Genomic DNA, 14230 nt, shown 5'->3' on the forward strand with positions numbered 1-14230 from the left:
TGATTACTCGTTGTCGTCGCGCAGACCCGGCGGCGGCCAGTTCTCGAGACGCATCCCGAGCGACAGACCGTGAGTGGCCAGCGTGTCCTTGATCTCGGTCAGCGACTTCTTGCCCAGGTTGGGAGCACGCAGCAGCTCAACCTCGGTACGCTGGACCAGATCACCAATGTAGTACAGGTTCTCCGCCTTCAGGCAGTTCGCCGAACGCACGGTCAGTTCCAGCTCGTCCACCGGACGCAGCAGGATCGGATCGATCGCGCCAGCGGTCGTGCCCGGCACCTCGCCCGTCTCTTCCTGGAGATCGACGAACGGGGCCAGCTGACCCTGCAGGATCGTCGCCGCCTGACGCACCGCGTCATCCGGTGCGATCGCACCATTTGTTTCCAGCTCCAGCACCAGGCGATCCATGTCGGTGCGCTGCGCCAGACGGGCGCTCTCGACACGGTAGGCGACACGGCGGATCGGGCTAAAGCTGGCATCCAGCAGCAGCCGGCCAATGCCGGTCTCGTCACCTTCGGCCTGACGTCGAGTACTCACCGGCTCGTAGCCGCGCCCGGCACGGGCGGTCAGGGTCATGTCGATTTCGACATTCTTGGTGATCGTCGCGATCACATGTTCCGGGTTAACGACTTCGACATCGTGATCCACGGTTATGTCACCGGCGGTCACCACGCACGGGCCCTTTTTCTTCAGGCTCAGCGTCGACTCTTCGCGGCTGTGCATGCGCAGAGCCACACCCTTCAGGTTCAGCAGGATGTCGACCACGTCTTCCTGCACACCTTCGATCGCGGTGTACTCGTGCAGCACGCCCTCGATACGGGCCTCGACGATCGCGGCACCCGGGATCGACGACAGCAGCACGCGGCGCAGGGCGTTGCCCAGCGTATGACCGAAGCCCCGCTCGAGCGGCTCCAGCGCGACCTTGGCCTGGTTCCGATTCTCGGCCTCGACCTCGATCTGTTGTTTCTTGACCAGTTCGTTGGACTGCATGGTGTCTCCTGGCGGAAGGCCGCTATACGGTTACTTCGAGTACAGCTCGACGACGAGCGACTCGTTGATGTCGGCGGGCAGGTCGGAGCGGTCCGGGATCGCCTTGAAGGTGCCCTCGAACTTGCTCGTGTCCACTTCCACCCAGGACGGAAAACCGCTCTGCTCGGCCAGGGTCATGGAATCCTGGATACGCACCTGCTTGCGTGCCTTCTCCCGGATGCTGACGACGTCGGACGGCTGCACCTGGTAGGCGGCGATATTCACCACCTGACCATTGACCAGCACCGCGCGGTGCGAGACCAGCTGACGCGCCTCGGACCGGGTGCTGCCGAAGCCCATGCGATAAACGACGTTGTCCAGACGGCCTTCCAGCAGCTTCAGCAGGTTTTCACCCGTGGAGCCCTTGCGCTGAGCGGCCTTCTTGTAATAGTTGCGGAACTGCTTTTCCAGCACCCCGTAGATACGGCGCAGCTTCTGCTTTTCACGCAGCTGCACGGCGTAATCGGACAGGCGGGTACGGCGTTCGCCGTGCTGCCCCGGGGCTTTGTCCAGCTTGCACTTGGTCTCCAGCGCGCGCGCCCGGCTCTTCAGCCCCAGGTCCACGCCTTCGCGGCGACTCAACTTGCATTTCGGTCCAATGTAACGAGCCATTCTTGAACTCCAGCCTTAAACGCGGCGTTTCTTGGGCGGCCGGCAGCCGTTGTGAGGGATCGGGGTGACATCACTGATGTTCGTGATCTTGAACCCCGCATTGTTCAGCGCACGTACCGCCGACTCGCGACCCGGGCCCGGACCGCGAACCATCACGTCGAGGTTCTTCACGCCGTGCTCGGCTGCGGCCGAACCGGCACGTTCCGCGGCCACCTGGGCTGCGAACGGAGTCGACTTGCGCGAGCCACGGAAGCCTGAGCCACCCGAGGTGGCCCAGCTGATCGTGTTGCCCTGACGATCGGTGATGGTGATGATCGTGTTGTTGAACGTGGCGTACACGTGTGCCACGCCCTCGGCGATATTTTTGCGGACCTTTTTCTTGGTCCGGGTCTGCGCTTGTGCCATGTACCTGTGATCCCAGTCTGATTACTTACGAATCGGGCGACGCGGGCCCTTGCGGGTCCGGGCGTTCGTCTGCGTCTGCTGGCCGCGCAGCGGCAGGCCGCGACGATGACGCACCCCGCGATAGCAGCCCAGATCCATCAACCGCTTGATGTTCATGCTGATCTCGCGGCGCAGATCCCCTTCCACCGGAATGCGATCGATCTGCGCACGCAGAGCGTCGACTTCGGCATCGGTCAGATCCCGCACCTTGATTTCCGGACGCACACCGGCGGCCTCGCAGATCTGGCGGGCCCGAGTCGGGCCAATGCCATAGATCGCGGTCAGCGCAACCACGGTGTGCTTCTGGTCAGGAATATTGATTCCAGCGACGCGAGCCATCCAACATCTCCATCAGAAACCGGCAAAGCCGGCTATAGTAGCAATGAATACCAGTGACGCCAAGCCTTAGCCCTGACGTTGTTTGTGGCGCTTGTCCGAGCAGATCACGCGGACCACGCCATTACGCCGGATCACCTTGCAGTTGCGGCAGATCGGCTTTACGGATGCCCGTACCTTCATGGTCTTTCTCCTTCAACGGATTCCCAACGGGATGGTCTAGCGGATCCCGGTCCCGCCGAATCCCTTCAGATTCGCCTTTTTCATCAGTCCTTCGTACTGGTGCGACACCAGGTGCGATTGCAACTGGGCCATGAAGTCCATCACTACGATCACGATGATCAGCAGCGAGGTCCCACCAAAGTAGAAGGGCACGTTCCAGTACAGGATCAGGAACTCCGGCAGCAGACACACGGCGGTAATGTACACCGCACCCACCGCGGTCAACCGGGTCATGACCCCGTCGATAAACCGTTCCGTCTGGACGCCCGGCCGGATCCCCGGAATAAAGGCGCCCTGCTTCTTCAGGTTTTCCGCCGTATCGCGCGAGTTGAACACCAGCGCGGTATAGAAGAAACAGAAGAAAATAATCGCCGCCGCGTAAAAGCCCACGTACAGCGGCTGACCGGGCGCAAGCGTCGTCGACAGCTCGCGCAGCCAGTCCATGCCTTCGGCCTGTCCAAACCATTGCCCCAGGGTCGAGGGGAACAGAATGATACTCGACGCGAAGATCGGCGGGATCACGCCCGCCATGTTCAACTTCAGCGGCAGGTGGGAGGACTGTCCACCGACAACCTTTCTCCCGACCTGGCGTTTCGCGTAGTTGATCGTGACGCGCCTCTGTCCGCGCTCGACGAACACCACGAAGGCCGTCACCGCGAGCGCCAGCACGATCAGGATCACCACAAACGCGGCCGCCAGCTCACCGGTACGCGCCAGTTCCAGGGTGCCGCCAATCGCACCCGGCAGACCCGCCACGATCCCGGCGAAGATGATGATCGAGATACCGTTACCAATCCCGCGCTCGGTGATCTGCTCACCCAGCCACATCAGGAACAGGGTACCCGTCACCAGCGAGACGACCACCGTAAAGATGAAGATCGGTCCCGGGTTCAGCGCCATCGGCATGCCCTGAATGGTCTGCCCGTTGAGCGCGATTCCGATGCCGATACTCTGAAACAGCGCCAGCGCCACGGTCCCGTAGCGCGTGTACTGCGTAATCTTGCGTCGGCCCTGCTCGCCTTCCTTCTTCAGCTGCTGCAGCGCCGGCACGGTCGCGGCCAGCAGCTGCATGATGATCGCCGCCGAAATATACGGCATCACCCCGAGGGCGAAGATCGACAGCCGCTCAAGCGCACCCCCGGAAAACATGTTGAACATGTCCAGGATCGTGCCGCTTTGCTGTTCGAAGAACTGCGATACGGCGACTGGGTTAATCCCCGGCACCGGGATAAACGTCCCGATGCGGTAGACGACCAGAGCGCCCAGCACGAACAGCAGGCGTTGACGCAACTCGGTAAAGCCGGTGAGCCCGCCACCGGATCGTGCTGTCGCTCCACGCGCCATTATTCGGCCTCGACGCTCCCGCCGGCCGCCTCAATGGCTGCCTTGGCCCCCTTGGTCACGCCCACGCCCTTGACGACGCAGGCCTGGGTGACTTCACCGGACGCGAAGATCTTCGCGGTCTGGGTAATCTCGGGAATAACGCCAGCCTTCTTCAGGCTCTCCAGCGTGACCTCACCGTCAACCTTGGCCAGCTCGCTCAGGCGAACCTCGGCGGAATAGCGCTGCTTGCGCGACCGAAAGCCCACCTTGGGCAAACGGCGCTGCAACGGCATCTGACCGCCTTCGAAGCCGGTCTTGGTGAAGCCGCCGGAGCGGGACTTCTGGCCCTTGTGGCCACGACCGCCGGTCTTGCCCAGGCCGGAGCCGATGCCACGCCCCACGCGCTTGCCCGGCTTGCGGGCACCGGCGGGGCTCGAAATGTCGTTGAGTCGCATAGGTCAGACTTCCTCTACCTTCAGCAGGTACGACACCTTGTGGACCATACCGAGATTCTCGGGGGTGGCCTCGATCACAGAGGTGCTGTGGGTCTTGCGCAGGCCGAGGCCGCGAACACAGGCCTTGTGATTCTTCAGCCGTCCGGCGGTGCTGCGCACCAGGGTCAGTTTCAGCTTGCTCATGACTAGCTCGTCACTTCGTCGACAGTCTTGCCGCGCTTGGCAGCGACACGTTCGGGCGAGTTCACCTTGGTGAGCCCGTCGATGGTCGCCTGCACGACGTTGATCGGATTGCGCGAACCAACACACTTGGCCAGCACGTTGTGCACACCCGCCACTTCGAGCACCGCGCGCATCGCACCACCGGCGATGACACCCGTACCCTCGGAGGCCGGCTGCATGTAGACCTTCGCGGCGCCATGACGGCCGTTGACCGCATAGTGCAGCGTGCCGTCCTTCAGTGAGACATCGCGCATCTCCTGACGCGCCTGCTGCATCGCCTTCTGGATCGCCTGCGGGACCTCACGGGCTTTGCCGTAGCCAAAGCCAACGCGGCCTTCGCCATCGCCAACCACGGTCAGCGCGGCAAAGCGGAACTGACGACCGCCCTTGACCACTTTGGCCACGCGGTTCACGCCGATCAGCTTTTCTTGCAGGCCGTCGGTGGCTTCGCTTACATCATTACGTGCCATTTATCTTCTCCGGTGGGTCGCGTTGGACTAGAACTGCAGGCCGTTTTCACGGGCGGCGTCGGCCAGGGCCTTCACCCGTCCGTGATAACGAAAGCCCGCACGGTCGAACGCGACCTGTTCGATTCCGGCTTTCTTTGCGCGCTCGGCAATCGCCTGCCCCACACGGGCCGCCGCGTCGGCGTTCCCGGTGTTGCCGGCGCTTTTCAGATCCTTCTCGACGGTAGAGGCAGCAGCCACCACCGCGTCGCCCGAAGGCGCAATGATCTGGGCATACATGTGGCGCGGCGTCCGGTGAATACAGAGACGATGCACCCCCAGCTCGCGGATCTTGAACCGCGCGCGACGCGCTCTCTTAAGTCTGGCCTCTTTCTTGTCCACTGGTGCCTACCTACTTCTTCTTGGCTTCTTTACGCACAATGCGCTCGTCTTTGTACTTCACGCCCTTGCCCTTGTAGGGCTCCGGCGGGCGGAAGGCGCGAATGTTCGCGGCCACCTGGCCCACCTTCTGGCGATCCGTCCCCTTCACTACGACCTCGGTCGCGCTGGGCGTCTCGATCGTGACCCCTTCGGGCACTTCAAACTCAATCGGGTGCGAGTAGCCTAGCGTCAAATTCAGCTTGGCACCCTGCATCTGCGCGCGGTAACCGACGCCCACCAGCTCGAGTTTGCGCTCGAAACCCTCGCTCACGCCGTGCACATGGTTGCCCAGGATGGCACGGATGGTACCCGCAAGAGCGGTGTTCTTGGCGTGTTCGTTCGGCTTCACCTGAACGACACCATCTTCGACGGTGACCGTGACGGCTTCGGGGCAGCTCAGCTGCAACTCGCCCTTCGGGCCCTTGACCTTGATCTCGCCGTCCGCCTGCTCCACGGCCACGCCGTTGGGCAGCTTGATCGGCAGGTTTGCAATGCGCGACATGGCTGATTCCTCAGTAAATCTTGCAGAGGACCTCGCCGCCCTGGCCGGCGGCCCGGGCTGCGCGATCACTCATGACACCCTGCGGCGTGGAAATCACCGCGACACCGAGCCCCTGGTTAATACGCGGGAGCTCGTCCTTGCCGCGGTAGATCCGCAAGCCCGGGCGGGAGATCCGTTCAACGCTTTCGATGACCGGACGCCCCTCGAAATATTTCAGCTTCACCACCAGCTTCTTCTGCGCGACCTCGCCCTCGACCTGGACGTCGCCCACATAGCCCTCGTCGGCAAACACCTTGAGGATTCGCTCCTTGGCTTTGCTGAACGGGATCGCGACCTGCTCCTTGTTCGCGCGCTGCGCATTGCGCACGCGGGTGAGCATGTCGGAAATCGGATCGGTCATCATTGCTTCTGTCTCCTTACCAGCTCGACTTGCGCAGGCCCGGGATTTCGCCCTTCATGGCGTGCTCCCGCAGCTTGTTCCGCCCAAGGCCGAACCGACGGTAATAACCTTTCGGGCGACCGGTGACGCCACAGCGGTTTGTCTGTCGCACCGCCGCGGAATCACGCGGCAGCTTCTGCAATGCATGCATCGCGGCCAGGCGTTCCTCGGAGGACTTGGTTTCGTCCACCAGGATGGCCTTCAGTTCCGCACGCTTTGCGGCATATTTCTGGACCAGATGGGCGCGCTTCTTCTCGCGCTCGATCATCGATGTCTTCGCCATGTGCGCCTACCTCTTAGTTCCGGAACGGGAAACGGAAGGCTTCTAGCAGGGCCTTGGCTTCCTCGTCCGTCTTCGCGCTGGTTGTGATCGTGATGTCCATGCCGCGAATCTTGTCGACACGGTCATAATCAATCTCGGGAAAGATGATCTGTTCCTTGATGCCCATGGAGTAGTTCCCACGGCCATCAAACGCCTTTGCGCTGAAGCCACGGAAATCCCGCACACGCGGCAACGCCACGTTGATCAGGCGATCCAGAAACTCGTACATCTGCCGACTACGAAGGGTCACCTTGCAACCGATCGGATAGTCGTCACGGATCTTGAACCCGGCGATCGACTTGCGGGCCTTCGTCACCACGGGCTTCTGCCCGGCGATGGCCGTCATGTCGCTGACCGCATGTTCAATGATCTTCTTGTCCGCAACTGCATCACCCAGACCCATGTTCAGGGTTACCTTGGTGACACGCGGGATCTCCATCACGTTGGCATAGCTGAACTGCTTCTGCAGCGCCTGCTTCACGTTGGATTCGTATTCTTCTCTCAAGCGTTCCATAAACCGTCCGTCCGCGTTATGCGTCCACGACCTCGCCGTTCGATCGGAAGACACGGACCTTGCGGCCATCTTCCAGGGTCTTGAACGACACGCGATCACCCTTGTCGGTTGCCGGGTTAAAGAGCATCACATTGGAGACATCGATCGGCATTTCCTTCTCGATGATCCCGCCCCCGATCCCACGCTGGGGATTGGGCTTCTGATGCTTCTTCACCATGTTGATGTTCTGGACCAGGACCTTGCCATCCAGCACCTTGATGATGGTGCCTCGACGGCCCTTGTCCTTTCCTGCGATCACGACGACGTCGTCGCCTTTGCGAATCTTATTCATGACGACCTCACAGCACTTCCGGGGCGAGGGAGATGATCTTCATGTACTTCTCCCCTCGCAGTTCACGCGTCACCGGCCCGAAGATACGAGTGCCGATCGGCTGATGCTGATTGTTCAGCAGCACCGCCGCATTGCGGTCGAAACGAATGATCGAACCGTCGGGGCGCCGAACACCCGCGGCGGTGCGCACGACGACCGCATTATAGACGTCGCCTTTTTTGACCTTGCCGCGCGGGATGGCGTCCTTGACGCTCACCTTGATCACATCGCCCACGCGCGCATAGCGACGGTGCGAGCCGCCCAGCACCTTGATGCACTGGATGCGACGGGCGCCGCTGTTATCGGCGGCCTCGAGAACGGTCTGCATTTGAATCATGACTTCTCTCCCAGCGGCCGATTAAAGCGCGTCTTGCCCGACCACTTCGATCAGGGCAAAGCGCTTCTGCTTGGACATCGGCCGGCACTCACGGATACGCACACGGTCACCCATGCGCGAGACATTGTCTTCGTCATGGACGTGCAGCTTGGTGCTGCGCCGAATGAACTTGCCATACAGCGGATGACGCACGCGGCGCTCGACCAGGACGGTGCGGGTCTTGTCCATCTTGTCGCTGATCACGCGCCCAACGACGGATCGCTGGGTTTTGGAGACTTGCTCGGTCATCTTCTTAGCCTGCCTTTCGTTCGTTCATCAGCGTCTTGATCTGCGCGATCTCGCGCCGGACCTTGCCCACCCGGTCGGGGCGCGCCAGCTGGCCGACGGCCTTCTGCATACGCAGCCCGAATTGCTCCTTGTAGAGCGCCTCGAGCTCAGTGCTGAGCTCGTCGTCGGATTTCTTTCTCAGTTCGCTCGCTTTCATCACATCACCTGCCGACGGGTAAACACCGTCTTCACCGGCAATTTGGCTGCCGCCAGACGCATCGCCTCACGCGCGACGTCCTCGTGCACACCTTCCATTTCGTAGAGCATGCGACCAGGCTGCACCTTGCAAACCCAGTACTCGACGCCGCCCTTACCCTTACCCATACGGACTTCAAGCGGCTTCTTGGTCACCGGCACATCCGGGAACACCCGAATCCAGATCTTCCCGCCACGCTTGATGTGGCGGACCATCGCGCGACGCGCGGCCTCGATCTGGCGAGCCGTAATCCGGCCCCGCTCGACGGCCTGCAGGCCGTACTCGCCGAAGCTGACCTTGGCGCCGGTCGAGGCCATGCCCCGGTTACGGCCCTTGAACTGCTTGCGGAACTTGGTTCTTTTTGGCTGCAGCATGATCTTTCAGTCCTAGCTCGCGTTGGCGGCGGCACGGGTCCCTTCGGTCGGCTCCAGGCCAAAGACCTCGCCCTTGAAGATCCACACCTTCACGCCAATGATCCCGTAGGTGGTCCGCGCTTCGGCAAACCCATAGTCAATATCAGCACGCAGGGTATGCAGCGGCACGCGGCCTTCGCGGTACCACTCGGAGCGCGCGATCTCGGCGCCGTTCAGGCGACCGGACACGTGCACCTTGATGCCCTGGGCGCCGAGGCGCATCGCGTTGCCGACGGCGCGCTTCATCGCGCGGCGGAACATGATGCGGCGCTCCAGCTGCTGCGCGATCCCTTCGGCCACCAGCTGGGCCTCGATCTCGGGCTTGCGCACCTCTTCAATATTGATCTTGACCGTGCCTTTCTCGAGACCCGTCTCGCGGGCCACGTCCTGGCGCAGCTTCTCGATGTCTTCGCCCTTCTTGCCGATCACGATGCCCGGACGCGCGGTCTGGATCGTGATATGCGCGGCCTTCGCCGGGCGGGAGATGCTGATGCGGCTCACCGACGCGTGGGCCAGTTTCTTCTGCAGAAACTCGCGCAACTTGATGTCGTTGTTCAGCGTCTCGCCAAACTCGCGGCCGTCGGCGTACCAGGTGGCCGACCACGGGCGAGAGATGCCCAGGCGGATGCCGGTCGGATGTACTTTCTGACCCATGCTTAGGCTCCCTTCTCGCTAACGCCGATGACGATATGGCTGGTGCGCTTCAGGATGCGGTTACCGCGGCCTTTGGCACGCGCGTGCATCCGCTTGAGCACCGGCCCTTCGTCGACCTGGATGCGCGAGATGCGCAGCTCGTCGATGTCGGCACCGTCGTTGTTTTCCGCGTTCGCGATGGCGGACTCCAGCACCTTTTTCACAATGGCGGCCGGCTTCTTCGCGCTGAACGTGAGTTCGTTGAGCGCCTCTTCCACCCGCAGGCCACGCACCTGGTCGGCGACCAGGCGAGCCTTTTGCGGGGAGATCCGCGCGAAACGCAGTTTTGCAATCGTTTCCATCGTTCGTCCTCAGCGCGACTTCTTGTTCGCGATATGACCCTTGAAGGTCCGCGTCAAGGCAAATTCGCCCAGCTTGTGGCCCACCATGTTCTCGTTGACGAGGACAGGCACGTGCTGCCGGCCGTTGTGGACGGCGATGGTCAACCCGACCATCTGCGGGATGATCATCGAACGCCGGGACCAGGTCTTGATCGGTCGACGATCGCTCTTCTCGACCGCATCTTCCACCTTCTTGCGCAGGTGGTGGTCGACAAACGGGCCTTTCTTCAGTGAACGCGGCATGCTGGGACTCCGTTACTTCTTACGCCGACGAACAATCATGCCGTCGGTACGCTTGTTATTGCGGGTCTTGTAACCCTTGGTCGGACGACCCCACGGGGTCACCGGATGACGGCCAAAGTTGCGGCCTTCGCCACCACCATGCGGGTGATCGACCGGGTTCATGGCGGTACCACGCACGGTTGGGCGGACACCCTTCCAGCGCTTGGCGCCGGCCTTGCCGTATTTCTTCAGGCTGTGCTCGGAGTGGCCAACTTCGCCCACCACGGCGCGGCACTCGGACAGGACGCGCCGCATCTCGCCCGAACCTAGACGCAGGGTGGCGTGCTGTCCTTCGCGGGCCACGACCTGCGCGGACGTACCGGCGGAGCGAACCATCTGGGCACCCTTGCCGGGCTTGAGCTCGACACAATGCACGGTGGTACCGACCGGGATCGAGCGTAGCGGCATGGCGTTGCCCGGACGAATCGGGGCCTGGTTACCACTCGCGACCTGATCACCCTGGTTCAGACCCTTCGGCGCGATGATGTAGCGACGCTCGCCGTCGGCGTACAGCAGCAGGGCCAGGTGGGCGCTGCGGTTCGGATCATACTCCAGCCGCTCGACCCGCGCCGGCACGTTGTCCTTGTTGCGCTTGAAGTCGACCACACGGTAGCGCTGCTTGTGACCGCCACCCACGTGCCGCGTAGTAATACGGCCCGTGTTGTTGCGACCGCCGCTACGGGTCTTCTTCTCGACCAGCGCGGCATGCGGCGCACCCTTGTACAGGTTGTCGCCACGGATCTGCACCGCGTGACGACGACCGGCCGAAGTCGGATTCGTCTTGATAATCGCCATGACTAGACCTGGTCTCCTTCACCCATGTCGATGCTCTCGCCTTCGGCCAGCGCGACATAAGCCTTCTTCCAGTGATTGCGGCGCCCAAAAAGGCGCCCAAAGCGCTTCTTCTTGCCCTGCTGGTTCAGGGTGCGGACATTCTCGACCCGCACCTGGAACAGATGCTCGACCGCCGCCTTGATTTCTTCTTTGCTCGCGTCGGGCAGCACGCGGAACACGTACTGACCGACCTCGCCGGCCATGGTGGATTTCTCGGAAACCACCGGGCCCTGAATTACCTGCATCAGACGCGCATTCATGCCAGCCACTCCTCAACCTTGCGGATCGCCTCTTCGGTCATCACGACCGTCTCCGCACCGACCAGATTGGCCGGATTGATGCCGGCAACGTCGACGATGTCGATATGCGGCACGTTACCCACCGCACGAGCGGTCATGTCATCCGCCTCGGCCAGCACGACCAGCCCCTTCGCGAGACCCAGCTCCTTGAGCTTGGCAACGCCGTCGCGGGTCTTGCCCGATGCCACGGCGAAGTCGGCCACTACCTTCAGCCGTTCTTGACGGACCAGCTCGGAGAGGATCGACGCCATCGCGGCGCGATACATCTTCTTGTTCAGCTTCTGCGAGAAGTCCCGGGTGCGCGCCGCAAAGACTTTGCCACCACCGGTCCACAGCGGGCTGCGGATCGTACCGGCACGGGCGCGGCCCGTGCCTTTCTGGCGAAACGGCTTCGCACCACCGCCGCTCACGTCGGAGCGCGTCTTCTGCGCACGGGTGCCCTGGCGCTGCCCCGCGAGGAAGGCCACTACGCTCTGGTGCACCAGCGACTCGTTAAAGTCCCGCTCGAAGCACACGGGCGACAACTCTACGCTGGCACCGGTATCGGCTGTCGTTACTTGCATTGTCTTCAACCCTTCGCCTTGACGGCCGGACGAATCATCACGTCAGTGCTGGGCGCACCCGGCACCGCGCCCTGGATCAGCACGAGGCTGCGATCCGCATCCACCCGAACAACCTTCAGGTTCTGGATCGTCTTGCGCTCGGCGCCCATATGGCCCGCCATCTTCTTGCCCTTGAACACACGACCCGGGCTCTGGTTCTGCCCGATCGAACCCGGGGCGCGGTGCGCCAGCGAGTTACCGTGGGTCGCGTCTTGCGTGCGGAAGTTATGACGCTTGACCGCACCCTGGAAACCCTTGCCCTTGCTCTGAGAGGTCACGTCAACGACCTGACCTTCCTCGAAGCGATCAACCGTGATGGTGTCACCCGGGGCCAGGCCCTCGAGCTCATCCGCCTCAACGCGGAATTCCCAGAGACCGCGCCCAGGCTCGACCGAGGCCGCAGCATAGTGCCCCGCTTCGGGCTTGCTGACCCGGGACGCCTTGCGTGCGCCGGCCGTCACCTGGACCGCGTTGTAGCCGTCGCCTTCGCTGCGCTTGATCTGGACTACGCGATTGTTGTCCACCTGCAGCACAGTCACCGGCACGGAGACGCCGTCGTCAGTGAAGACGCGGCTCATGCCTAGTTTGCGACCGATGAGTCCAATGGCCATTGCAAAACCCCTTCCGTATCGAACGGCGCTGGCAAGCGCCCTAAAGCCGCGGCCCGGCGAACAATCCCGCCGGGCCACGGAAAGCCCAATAGTATGGCAGAAAGTTACGAGTTAGTTAAGTCGAATCTGAACATTCACGCCCGCGGCGAGGTCCAGCTTCATCAGGGCATCCACGGTCTTGTCGGTCGGATCGAGGATGTCCATCAAACGCTTGTGCGTACGCAGCTCGTACTGGTCTCGCGCGTCCTTGTTGACGTGCGGCGAGATCAGGACCGTGTACGACTCACGCTTGGTCGGGAGCGGGATGGGCCCCTTCACGCGGGCGCCCGTACGCTTCGCGGTTTCGACGATCTCGGCCGCCGAGCGGTCGATCAGTCGATGGTCAAAGGCCTTCAGGCGAATTCGGATACGCTGGTTTGCCATCTCACTCACTCAATAATCTTGGATACGACGCCGGCGCCGACGGTGCGGCCGCCTTCGCGAATCGCAAAGCGCAGACCATCTTCCATCGCGATCGGGCTGATCAGCGACACGGTCATCTTCACGTTGTCACCCGGCATCACCATCTCGGTGCCTTCCGGCAGCTCCACCGAACCCGTCACGTCCGTCGTGCGGAAGTAGAACTGCGGGCGATAACCATTGAAGAACGGGGTATGACGACCACCCTCGTCCTTGCCCAGGATGTACACCTCGGCCTCGAAATGCGTGTGCGGGTTGATCGAACCCGGCTTGCACAGCACCTGACCACGCTGCACTTCGTCGCGCTTGGTACCACGCAGCAGAATGCCCACGTTGTCGCCCGCTTCGCCCTGGTCCAGCAGCTTGCGGAACATCTCGACACCGGTGACCGTGGTCTTCTGGGTGTCGCGGATACCGACAATCTCGATTTCCTCGCCCACCTTGACCACACCGCGCTCGATACGACCGGTCACCACCGTGCCGCGGCCGGAGATCGAGAACACGTCCTCCACCGGCATCAGGAAGTCGCCGTCCACGGCGCGTTCCGGCTCCGGAATCCAGGTGTCCATCGCTTCGACCAGCTTGTAGATCGCCGGCGCGCCCACTTCGCTCTCGTCACCTTCCAGCGCCTTCAGCGCGGAACCGGTGATCACCGGGGTGTCGTCGCCCGGGAAGTCGTAGGAAGACAGCAGGTCGCGCACTTCCATCTCGACCAGCTCGAGCAGCTCGGGGTCGTCGACCATGTCGGCCTTGTTCAGAAACACCACGATGTACGGAACACCGACCTGGCGCGCCAGCAGGATGTGCTCGCGGGTCTGCGGCATCGGGCCATCGGCCGCGGACACCACCAGAATCGCGCCGTCCATCTGCGCCGCACCCGTGATCATGTTCTTCACGTAGTCCGCGTGCCCAGGGCAATCCACATGCGCGTAGTGACGAATGTCGGATTCGTATTCCACGTGCGCCGTGGCAATCGTAATCCCGCGCGCCTTCTCTTCCGGCGCATTGTCGATCTGGTCAAACGCACGGGCTTCACTGCCGTACTTCTTGCCCAGCACCGCAGTCATCGCCGCCGTCAGCGTGGTCTTGCCATGGTCCACATGACCAATCGTCCCCACATTCACATGCGGCTTCTTACGCTCGAACTTTTCCTTGGACA

28 protein-coding genes are annotated in these 14230 nt (G+C 62.3%); all 28 read right to left on the minus strand.

The annotated features are described in order from the left end of the window. Positions 1-3: 3 nt before the first annotated feature. The gene (rpoA, locus tag F467_RS0112600; RefSeq protein ID WP_012983507.1) at positions 4-990 is read right to left on the minus strand and encodes a DNA-directed RNA polymerase subunit alpha; all 987 of its coding nucleotides are present in this window, start codon (positions 988-990) and stop codon (positions 4-6) included. Between the two features lie 30 nt (positions 991-1020). Further along, positions 1021-1641: a 30S ribosomal protein S4 gene (rpsD, locus tag F467_RS0112605; RefSeq protein WP_012983508.1), complete on the minus strand. Its 621-nt coding sequence runs from the start codon at positions 1639-1641 to the stop codon at positions 1021-1023. Between the two features lie 15 nt (positions 1642-1656). Beyond that, the gene (gene rpsK, locus F467_RS0112610) at positions 1657-2046 is read right to left on the minus strand and encodes a 30S ribosomal protein S11 (protein WP_012983509.1); all 390 of its coding nucleotides are present in this window, start codon (positions 2044-2046) and stop codon (positions 1657-1659) included. A 21-nt stretch (positions 2047-2067) separates the two neighbouring features. Further along, positions 2068-2424: a 30S ribosomal protein S13 gene (rpsM, locus tag F467_RS0112615; protein ID WP_012983510.1), complete on the minus strand. Its 357-nt coding sequence runs from the start codon at positions 2422-2424 to the stop codon at positions 2068-2070. Between the two features lie 66 nt (positions 2425-2490). Beyond that, positions 2491-2604 (minus strand): 50S ribosomal protein L36, encoded by a 114-nt coding sequence (gene rpmJ / locus F467_RS0112620; RefSeq protein ID WP_012983511.1) that lies wholly within the window; start codon positions 2602-2604, stop codon positions 2491-2493. Positions 2605-2640: 36 nt separating this feature from the next. Beyond that, positions 2641-3987: a preprotein translocase subunit SecY gene (gene secY, locus F467_RS0112625; RefSeq protein ID WP_012983512.1), complete on the minus strand. Its 1347-nt coding sequence runs from the start codon at positions 3985-3987 to the stop codon at positions 2641-2643. Next, the gene (gene rplO / locus F467_RS0112630) at positions 3987-4421 is read right to left on the minus strand and encodes a 50S ribosomal protein L15 (protein WP_018138192.1); all 435 of its coding nucleotides are present in this window, start codon (positions 4419-4421) and stop codon (positions 3987-3989) included. Before rplO ends, secY begins: the two co-directional genes overlap by 1 nt. Before the next feature lie 3 nt (positions 4422-4424). Then, positions 4425-4604, minus strand: a complete 180-nt coding sequence (gene rpmD, locus F467_RS0112635) for a 50S ribosomal protein L30 (protein ID WP_018138193.1) — start codon at positions 4602-4604, stop codon at positions 4425-4427. Positions 4605-4606: 2 nt separating this feature from the next. Beyond that, positions 4607-5113: a 30S ribosomal protein S5 gene (rpsE, locus tag F467_RS0112640; protein ID WP_018138194.1), complete on the minus strand. Its 507-nt coding sequence runs from the start codon at positions 5111-5113 to the stop codon at positions 4607-4609. A gap of 27 nt (positions 5114-5140) precedes the next feature. Beyond that, the gene (rplR, locus tag F467_RS0112645; protein WP_018138195.1) at positions 5141-5491 is read right to left on the minus strand and encodes a 50S ribosomal protein L18; all 351 of its coding nucleotides are present in this window, start codon (positions 5489-5491) and stop codon (positions 5141-5143) included. Positions 5492-5501: 10 nt separating this feature from the next. Then, a complete protein-coding gene (gene rplF / locus F467_RS0112650) occupies positions 5502-6032 on the minus strand; it encodes a 50S ribosomal protein L6 (protein ID WP_017926378.1) in 531 nt (176 codons plus the stop codon). Between the two features lie 10 nt (positions 6033-6042). Next, positions 6043-6435, minus strand: coding sequence for a 30S ribosomal protein S8 (rpsH, locus tag F467_RS0112655; protein WP_018138196.1), 393 nt, complete (start codon positions 6433-6435; stop codon positions 6043-6045). 13 nt (positions 6436-6448) lie between these two features. After that, a complete protein-coding gene (rpsN, locus tag F467_RS0112660) occupies positions 6449-6754 on the minus strand; it encodes a 30S ribosomal protein S14 (RefSeq protein WP_018138197.1) in 306 nt (101 codons plus the stop codon). Positions 6755-6767: 13 nt separating this feature from the next. Further along, the gene (gene rplE, locus F467_RS0112665) at positions 6768-7307 is read right to left on the minus strand and encodes a 50S ribosomal protein L5 (protein WP_018138198.1); all 540 of its coding nucleotides are present in this window, start codon (positions 7305-7307) and stop codon (positions 6768-6770) included. 16 nt (positions 7308-7323) lie between these two features. Next, positions 7324-7638: a 50S ribosomal protein L24 gene (rplX, locus tag F467_RS0112670; RefSeq protein ID WP_018138199.1), complete on the minus strand. Its 315-nt coding sequence runs from the start codon at positions 7636-7638 to the stop codon at positions 7324-7326. A gap of 7 nt (positions 7639-7645) precedes the next feature. Beyond that, entirely contained in the window at positions 7646-8014 is a 369-nt protein-coding gene (gene rplN / locus F467_RS0112675) for a 50S ribosomal protein L14 (RefSeq protein ID WP_012983522.1), read from the minus strand. Between the two features lie 21 nt (positions 8015-8035). Then, a complete protein-coding gene (rpsQ, locus tag F467_RS0112680) occupies positions 8036-8302 on the minus strand; it encodes a 30S ribosomal protein S17 (RefSeq protein ID WP_018138200.1) in 267 nt (88 codons plus the stop codon). Between the two features lie 4 nt (positions 8303-8306). Beyond that, a complete protein-coding gene (rpmC, locus tag F467_RS0112685) occupies positions 8307-8498 on the minus strand; it encodes a 50S ribosomal protein L29 (RefSeq protein ID WP_018138201.1) in 192 nt (63 codons plus the stop codon). Continuing rightward, positions 8498-8911 carry a 50S ribosomal protein L16 gene (gene rplP / locus F467_RS0112690; protein WP_012983525.1) on the minus strand — a complete coding sequence of 138 codons (414 nt, stop codon included), beginning with the start codon at positions 8909-8911 and terminating at the stop codon, positions 8498-8500. Before rplP ends, rpmC begins: the two co-directional genes overlap by 1 nt. A 12-nt stretch (positions 8912-8923) precedes the next feature. Then, on the minus strand, positions 8924-9604 hold the full coding sequence (gene rpsC, locus F467_RS0112695; RefSeq protein WP_012983526.1) for a 30S ribosomal protein S3: 681 nt from the start codon (positions 9602-9604) through the stop codon (positions 8924-8926). 2 nt (positions 9605-9606) lie between these two features. After that, positions 9607-9945 carry a 50S ribosomal protein L22 gene (gene rplV, locus F467_RS0112700; RefSeq protein WP_012983527.1) on the minus strand — a complete coding sequence of 113 codons (339 nt, stop codon included), beginning with the start codon at positions 9943-9945 and terminating at the stop codon, positions 9607-9609. A 9-nt stretch (positions 9946-9954) separates the two neighbouring features. Continuing rightward, positions 9955-10227 (minus strand): 30S ribosomal protein S19, encoded by a 273-nt coding sequence (gene rpsS / locus F467_RS0112705; RefSeq protein WP_017926381.1) that lies wholly within the window; start codon positions 10225-10227, stop codon positions 9955-9957. A 12-nt stretch (positions 10228-10239) separates the two neighbouring features. Next, complete coding sequence (gene rplB, locus F467_RS0112710) at positions 10240-11061, minus strand: 50S ribosomal protein L2 (protein ID WP_018138202.1); 822 nt, start codon at positions 11059-11061, stop codon at positions 10240-10242. A 2-nt stretch (positions 11062-11063) separates the two neighbouring features. Further along, on the minus strand, positions 11064-11360 hold the full coding sequence (gene rplW / locus F467_RS0112715) for a 50S ribosomal protein L23 (RefSeq protein ID WP_012983530.1): 297 nt from the start codon (positions 11358-11360) through the stop codon (positions 11064-11066). Continuing rightward, positions 11357-11962, minus strand: a complete 606-nt coding sequence (gene rplD / locus F467_RS0112720; protein WP_026182195.1) for a 50S ribosomal protein L4 — start codon at positions 11960-11962, stop codon at positions 11357-11359. The genes rplW and rplD overlap by 4 nt, the downstream gene beginning before the upstream one ends. A gap of 5 nt (positions 11963-11967) precedes the next feature. Next, on the minus strand, positions 11968-12612 hold the full coding sequence (gene rplC / locus F467_RS0112725; protein WP_018138204.1) for a 50S ribosomal protein L3: 645 nt from the start codon (positions 12610-12612) through the stop codon (positions 11968-11970). A gap of 111 nt (positions 12613-12723) precedes the next feature. Beyond that, positions 12724-13035 (minus strand): 30S ribosomal protein S10, encoded by a 312-nt coding sequence (gene rpsJ / locus F467_RS0112730; RefSeq protein ID WP_012983533.1) that lies wholly within the window; start codon positions 13033-13035, stop codon positions 12724-12726. A 5-nt stretch (positions 13036-13040) separates the two neighbouring features. After that, on the minus strand, positions 13041-14230 hold a 1190-nt coding region (gene tuf / locus F467_RS0112735; RefSeq protein WP_018138205.1), incomplete at its 5' end, for an elongation factor Tu.

Origin of the sequence: Thioalkalivibrio sp. ALJ12 (assembly GCF_000378305.1) — a bacterium.
Lineage (GTDB): Bacteria > Pseudomonadota > Gammaproteobacteria > Ectothiorhodospirales > Ectothiorhodospiraceae > Thioalkalivibrio.

Coding starts and splice junctions, on each gene's coding strand:
- rpoA (WP_012983507.1), bottom strand. CDS start 990: ATGCAGTCCAACGAACTGGTCAAGAAACAACAGATCGAGGTCGAGGCC.
- rpsD (WP_012983508.1), bottom strand. CDS start 1,641: ATGGCTCGTTACATTGGACCGAAATGCAAGTTGAGTCGCCGCGAAGGC.
- rpsK (WP_012983509.1), bottom strand. CDS start 2,046: ATGGCACAAGCGCAGACCCGGACCAAGAAAAAGGTCCGCAAAAATATC.
- rpsM (WP_012983510.1), bottom strand. CDS start 2,424: ATGGCTCGCGTCGCTGGAATCAATATTCCTGACCAGAAGCACACCGTG.
- rpmJ (WP_012983511.1), bottom strand. CDS start 2,604: ATGAAGGTACGGGCATCCGTAAAGCCGATCTGCCGCAACTGCAAGGTG.
- secY (WP_012983512.1), bottom strand. CDS start 3,987: ATGGCGCGTGGAGCGACAGCACGATCCGGTGGCGGGCTCACCGGCTTT.
- rplO (WP_018138192.1), bottom strand. CDS start 4,421: ATGCGACTCAACGACATTTCGAGCCCCGCCGGTGCCCGCAAGCCGGGC.
- rpmD (WP_018138193.1), bottom strand. CDS start 4,604: ATGAGCAAGCTGAAACTGACCCTGGTGCGCAGCACCGCCGGACGGCTG.
- rpsE (WP_018138194.1), bottom strand. CDS start 5,113: ATGGCACGTAATGATGTAAGCGAAGCCACCGACGGCCTGCAAGAAAAG.
- rplF (WP_017926378.1), bottom strand. CDS start 6,032: ATGTCGCGCATTGCAAACCTGCCGATCAAGCTGCCCAACGGCGTGGCC.
- rpsH (WP_018138196.1), bottom strand. CDS start 6,435: ATGATGACCGATCCGATTTCCGACATGCTCACCCGCGTGCGCAATGCG.
- rpsN (WP_018138197.1), bottom strand. CDS start 6,754: ATGGCGAAGACATCGATGATCGAGCGCGAGAAGAAGCGCGCCCATCTG.
- rplE (WP_018138198.1), bottom strand. CDS start 7,307: ATGGAACGCTTGAGAGAAGAATACGAATCCAACGTGAAGCAGGCGCTG.
- rplX (WP_018138199.1), bottom strand. CDS start 7,638: ATGAATAAGATTCGCAAAGGCGACGACGTCGTCGTGATCGCAGGAAAG.
- rplN (WP_012983522.1), bottom strand. CDS start 8,014: ATGATTCAAATGCAGACCGTTCTCGAGGCCGCCGATAACAGCGGCGCC.
- rpsQ (WP_018138200.1), bottom strand. CDS start 8,302: ATGACCGAGCAAGTCTCCAAAACCCAGCGATCCGTCGTTGGGCGCGTG.
- rpmC (WP_018138201.1), bottom strand. CDS start 8,498: ATGAAAGCGAGCGAACTGAGAAAGAAATCCGACGACGAGCTCAGCACT.
- rplP (WP_012983525.1), bottom strand. CDS start 8,911: ATGCTGCAGCCAAAAAGAACCAAGTTCCGCAAGCAGTTCAAGGGCCGT.
- rpsC (WP_012983526.1), bottom strand. CDS start 9,604: ATGGGTCAGAAAGTACATCCGACCGGCATCCGCCTGGGCATCTCTCGC.
- rplV (WP_012983527.1), bottom strand. CDS start 9,945: ATGGAAACGATTGCAAAACTGCGTTTCGCGCGGATCTCCCCGCAAAAG.
- rpsS (WP_017926381.1), bottom strand. CDS start 10,227: ATGCCGCGTTCACTGAAGAAAGGCCCGTTTGTCGACCACCACCTGCGC.
- rplB (WP_018138202.1), bottom strand. CDS start 11,061: ATGGCGATTATCAAGACGAATCCGACTTCGGCCGGTCGTCGTCACGCG.
- rplW (WP_012983530.1), bottom strand. CDS start 11,360: ATGAATGCGCGTCTGATGCAGGTAATTCAGGGCCCGGTGGTTTCCGAG.
- rplD (WP_026182195.1), bottom strand. CDS start 11,962: ATGCAAGTAACGACAGCCGATACCGGTGCCAGCGTAGAGTTGTCGCCC.
- rplC (WP_018138204.1), bottom strand. CDS start 12,612: ATGGCCATTGGACTCATCGGTCGCAAACTAGGCATGAGCCGCGTCTTC.
- rpsJ (WP_012983533.1), bottom strand. CDS start 13,035: ATGGCAAACCAGCGTATCCGAATTCGCCTGAAGGCCTTTGACCATCGA.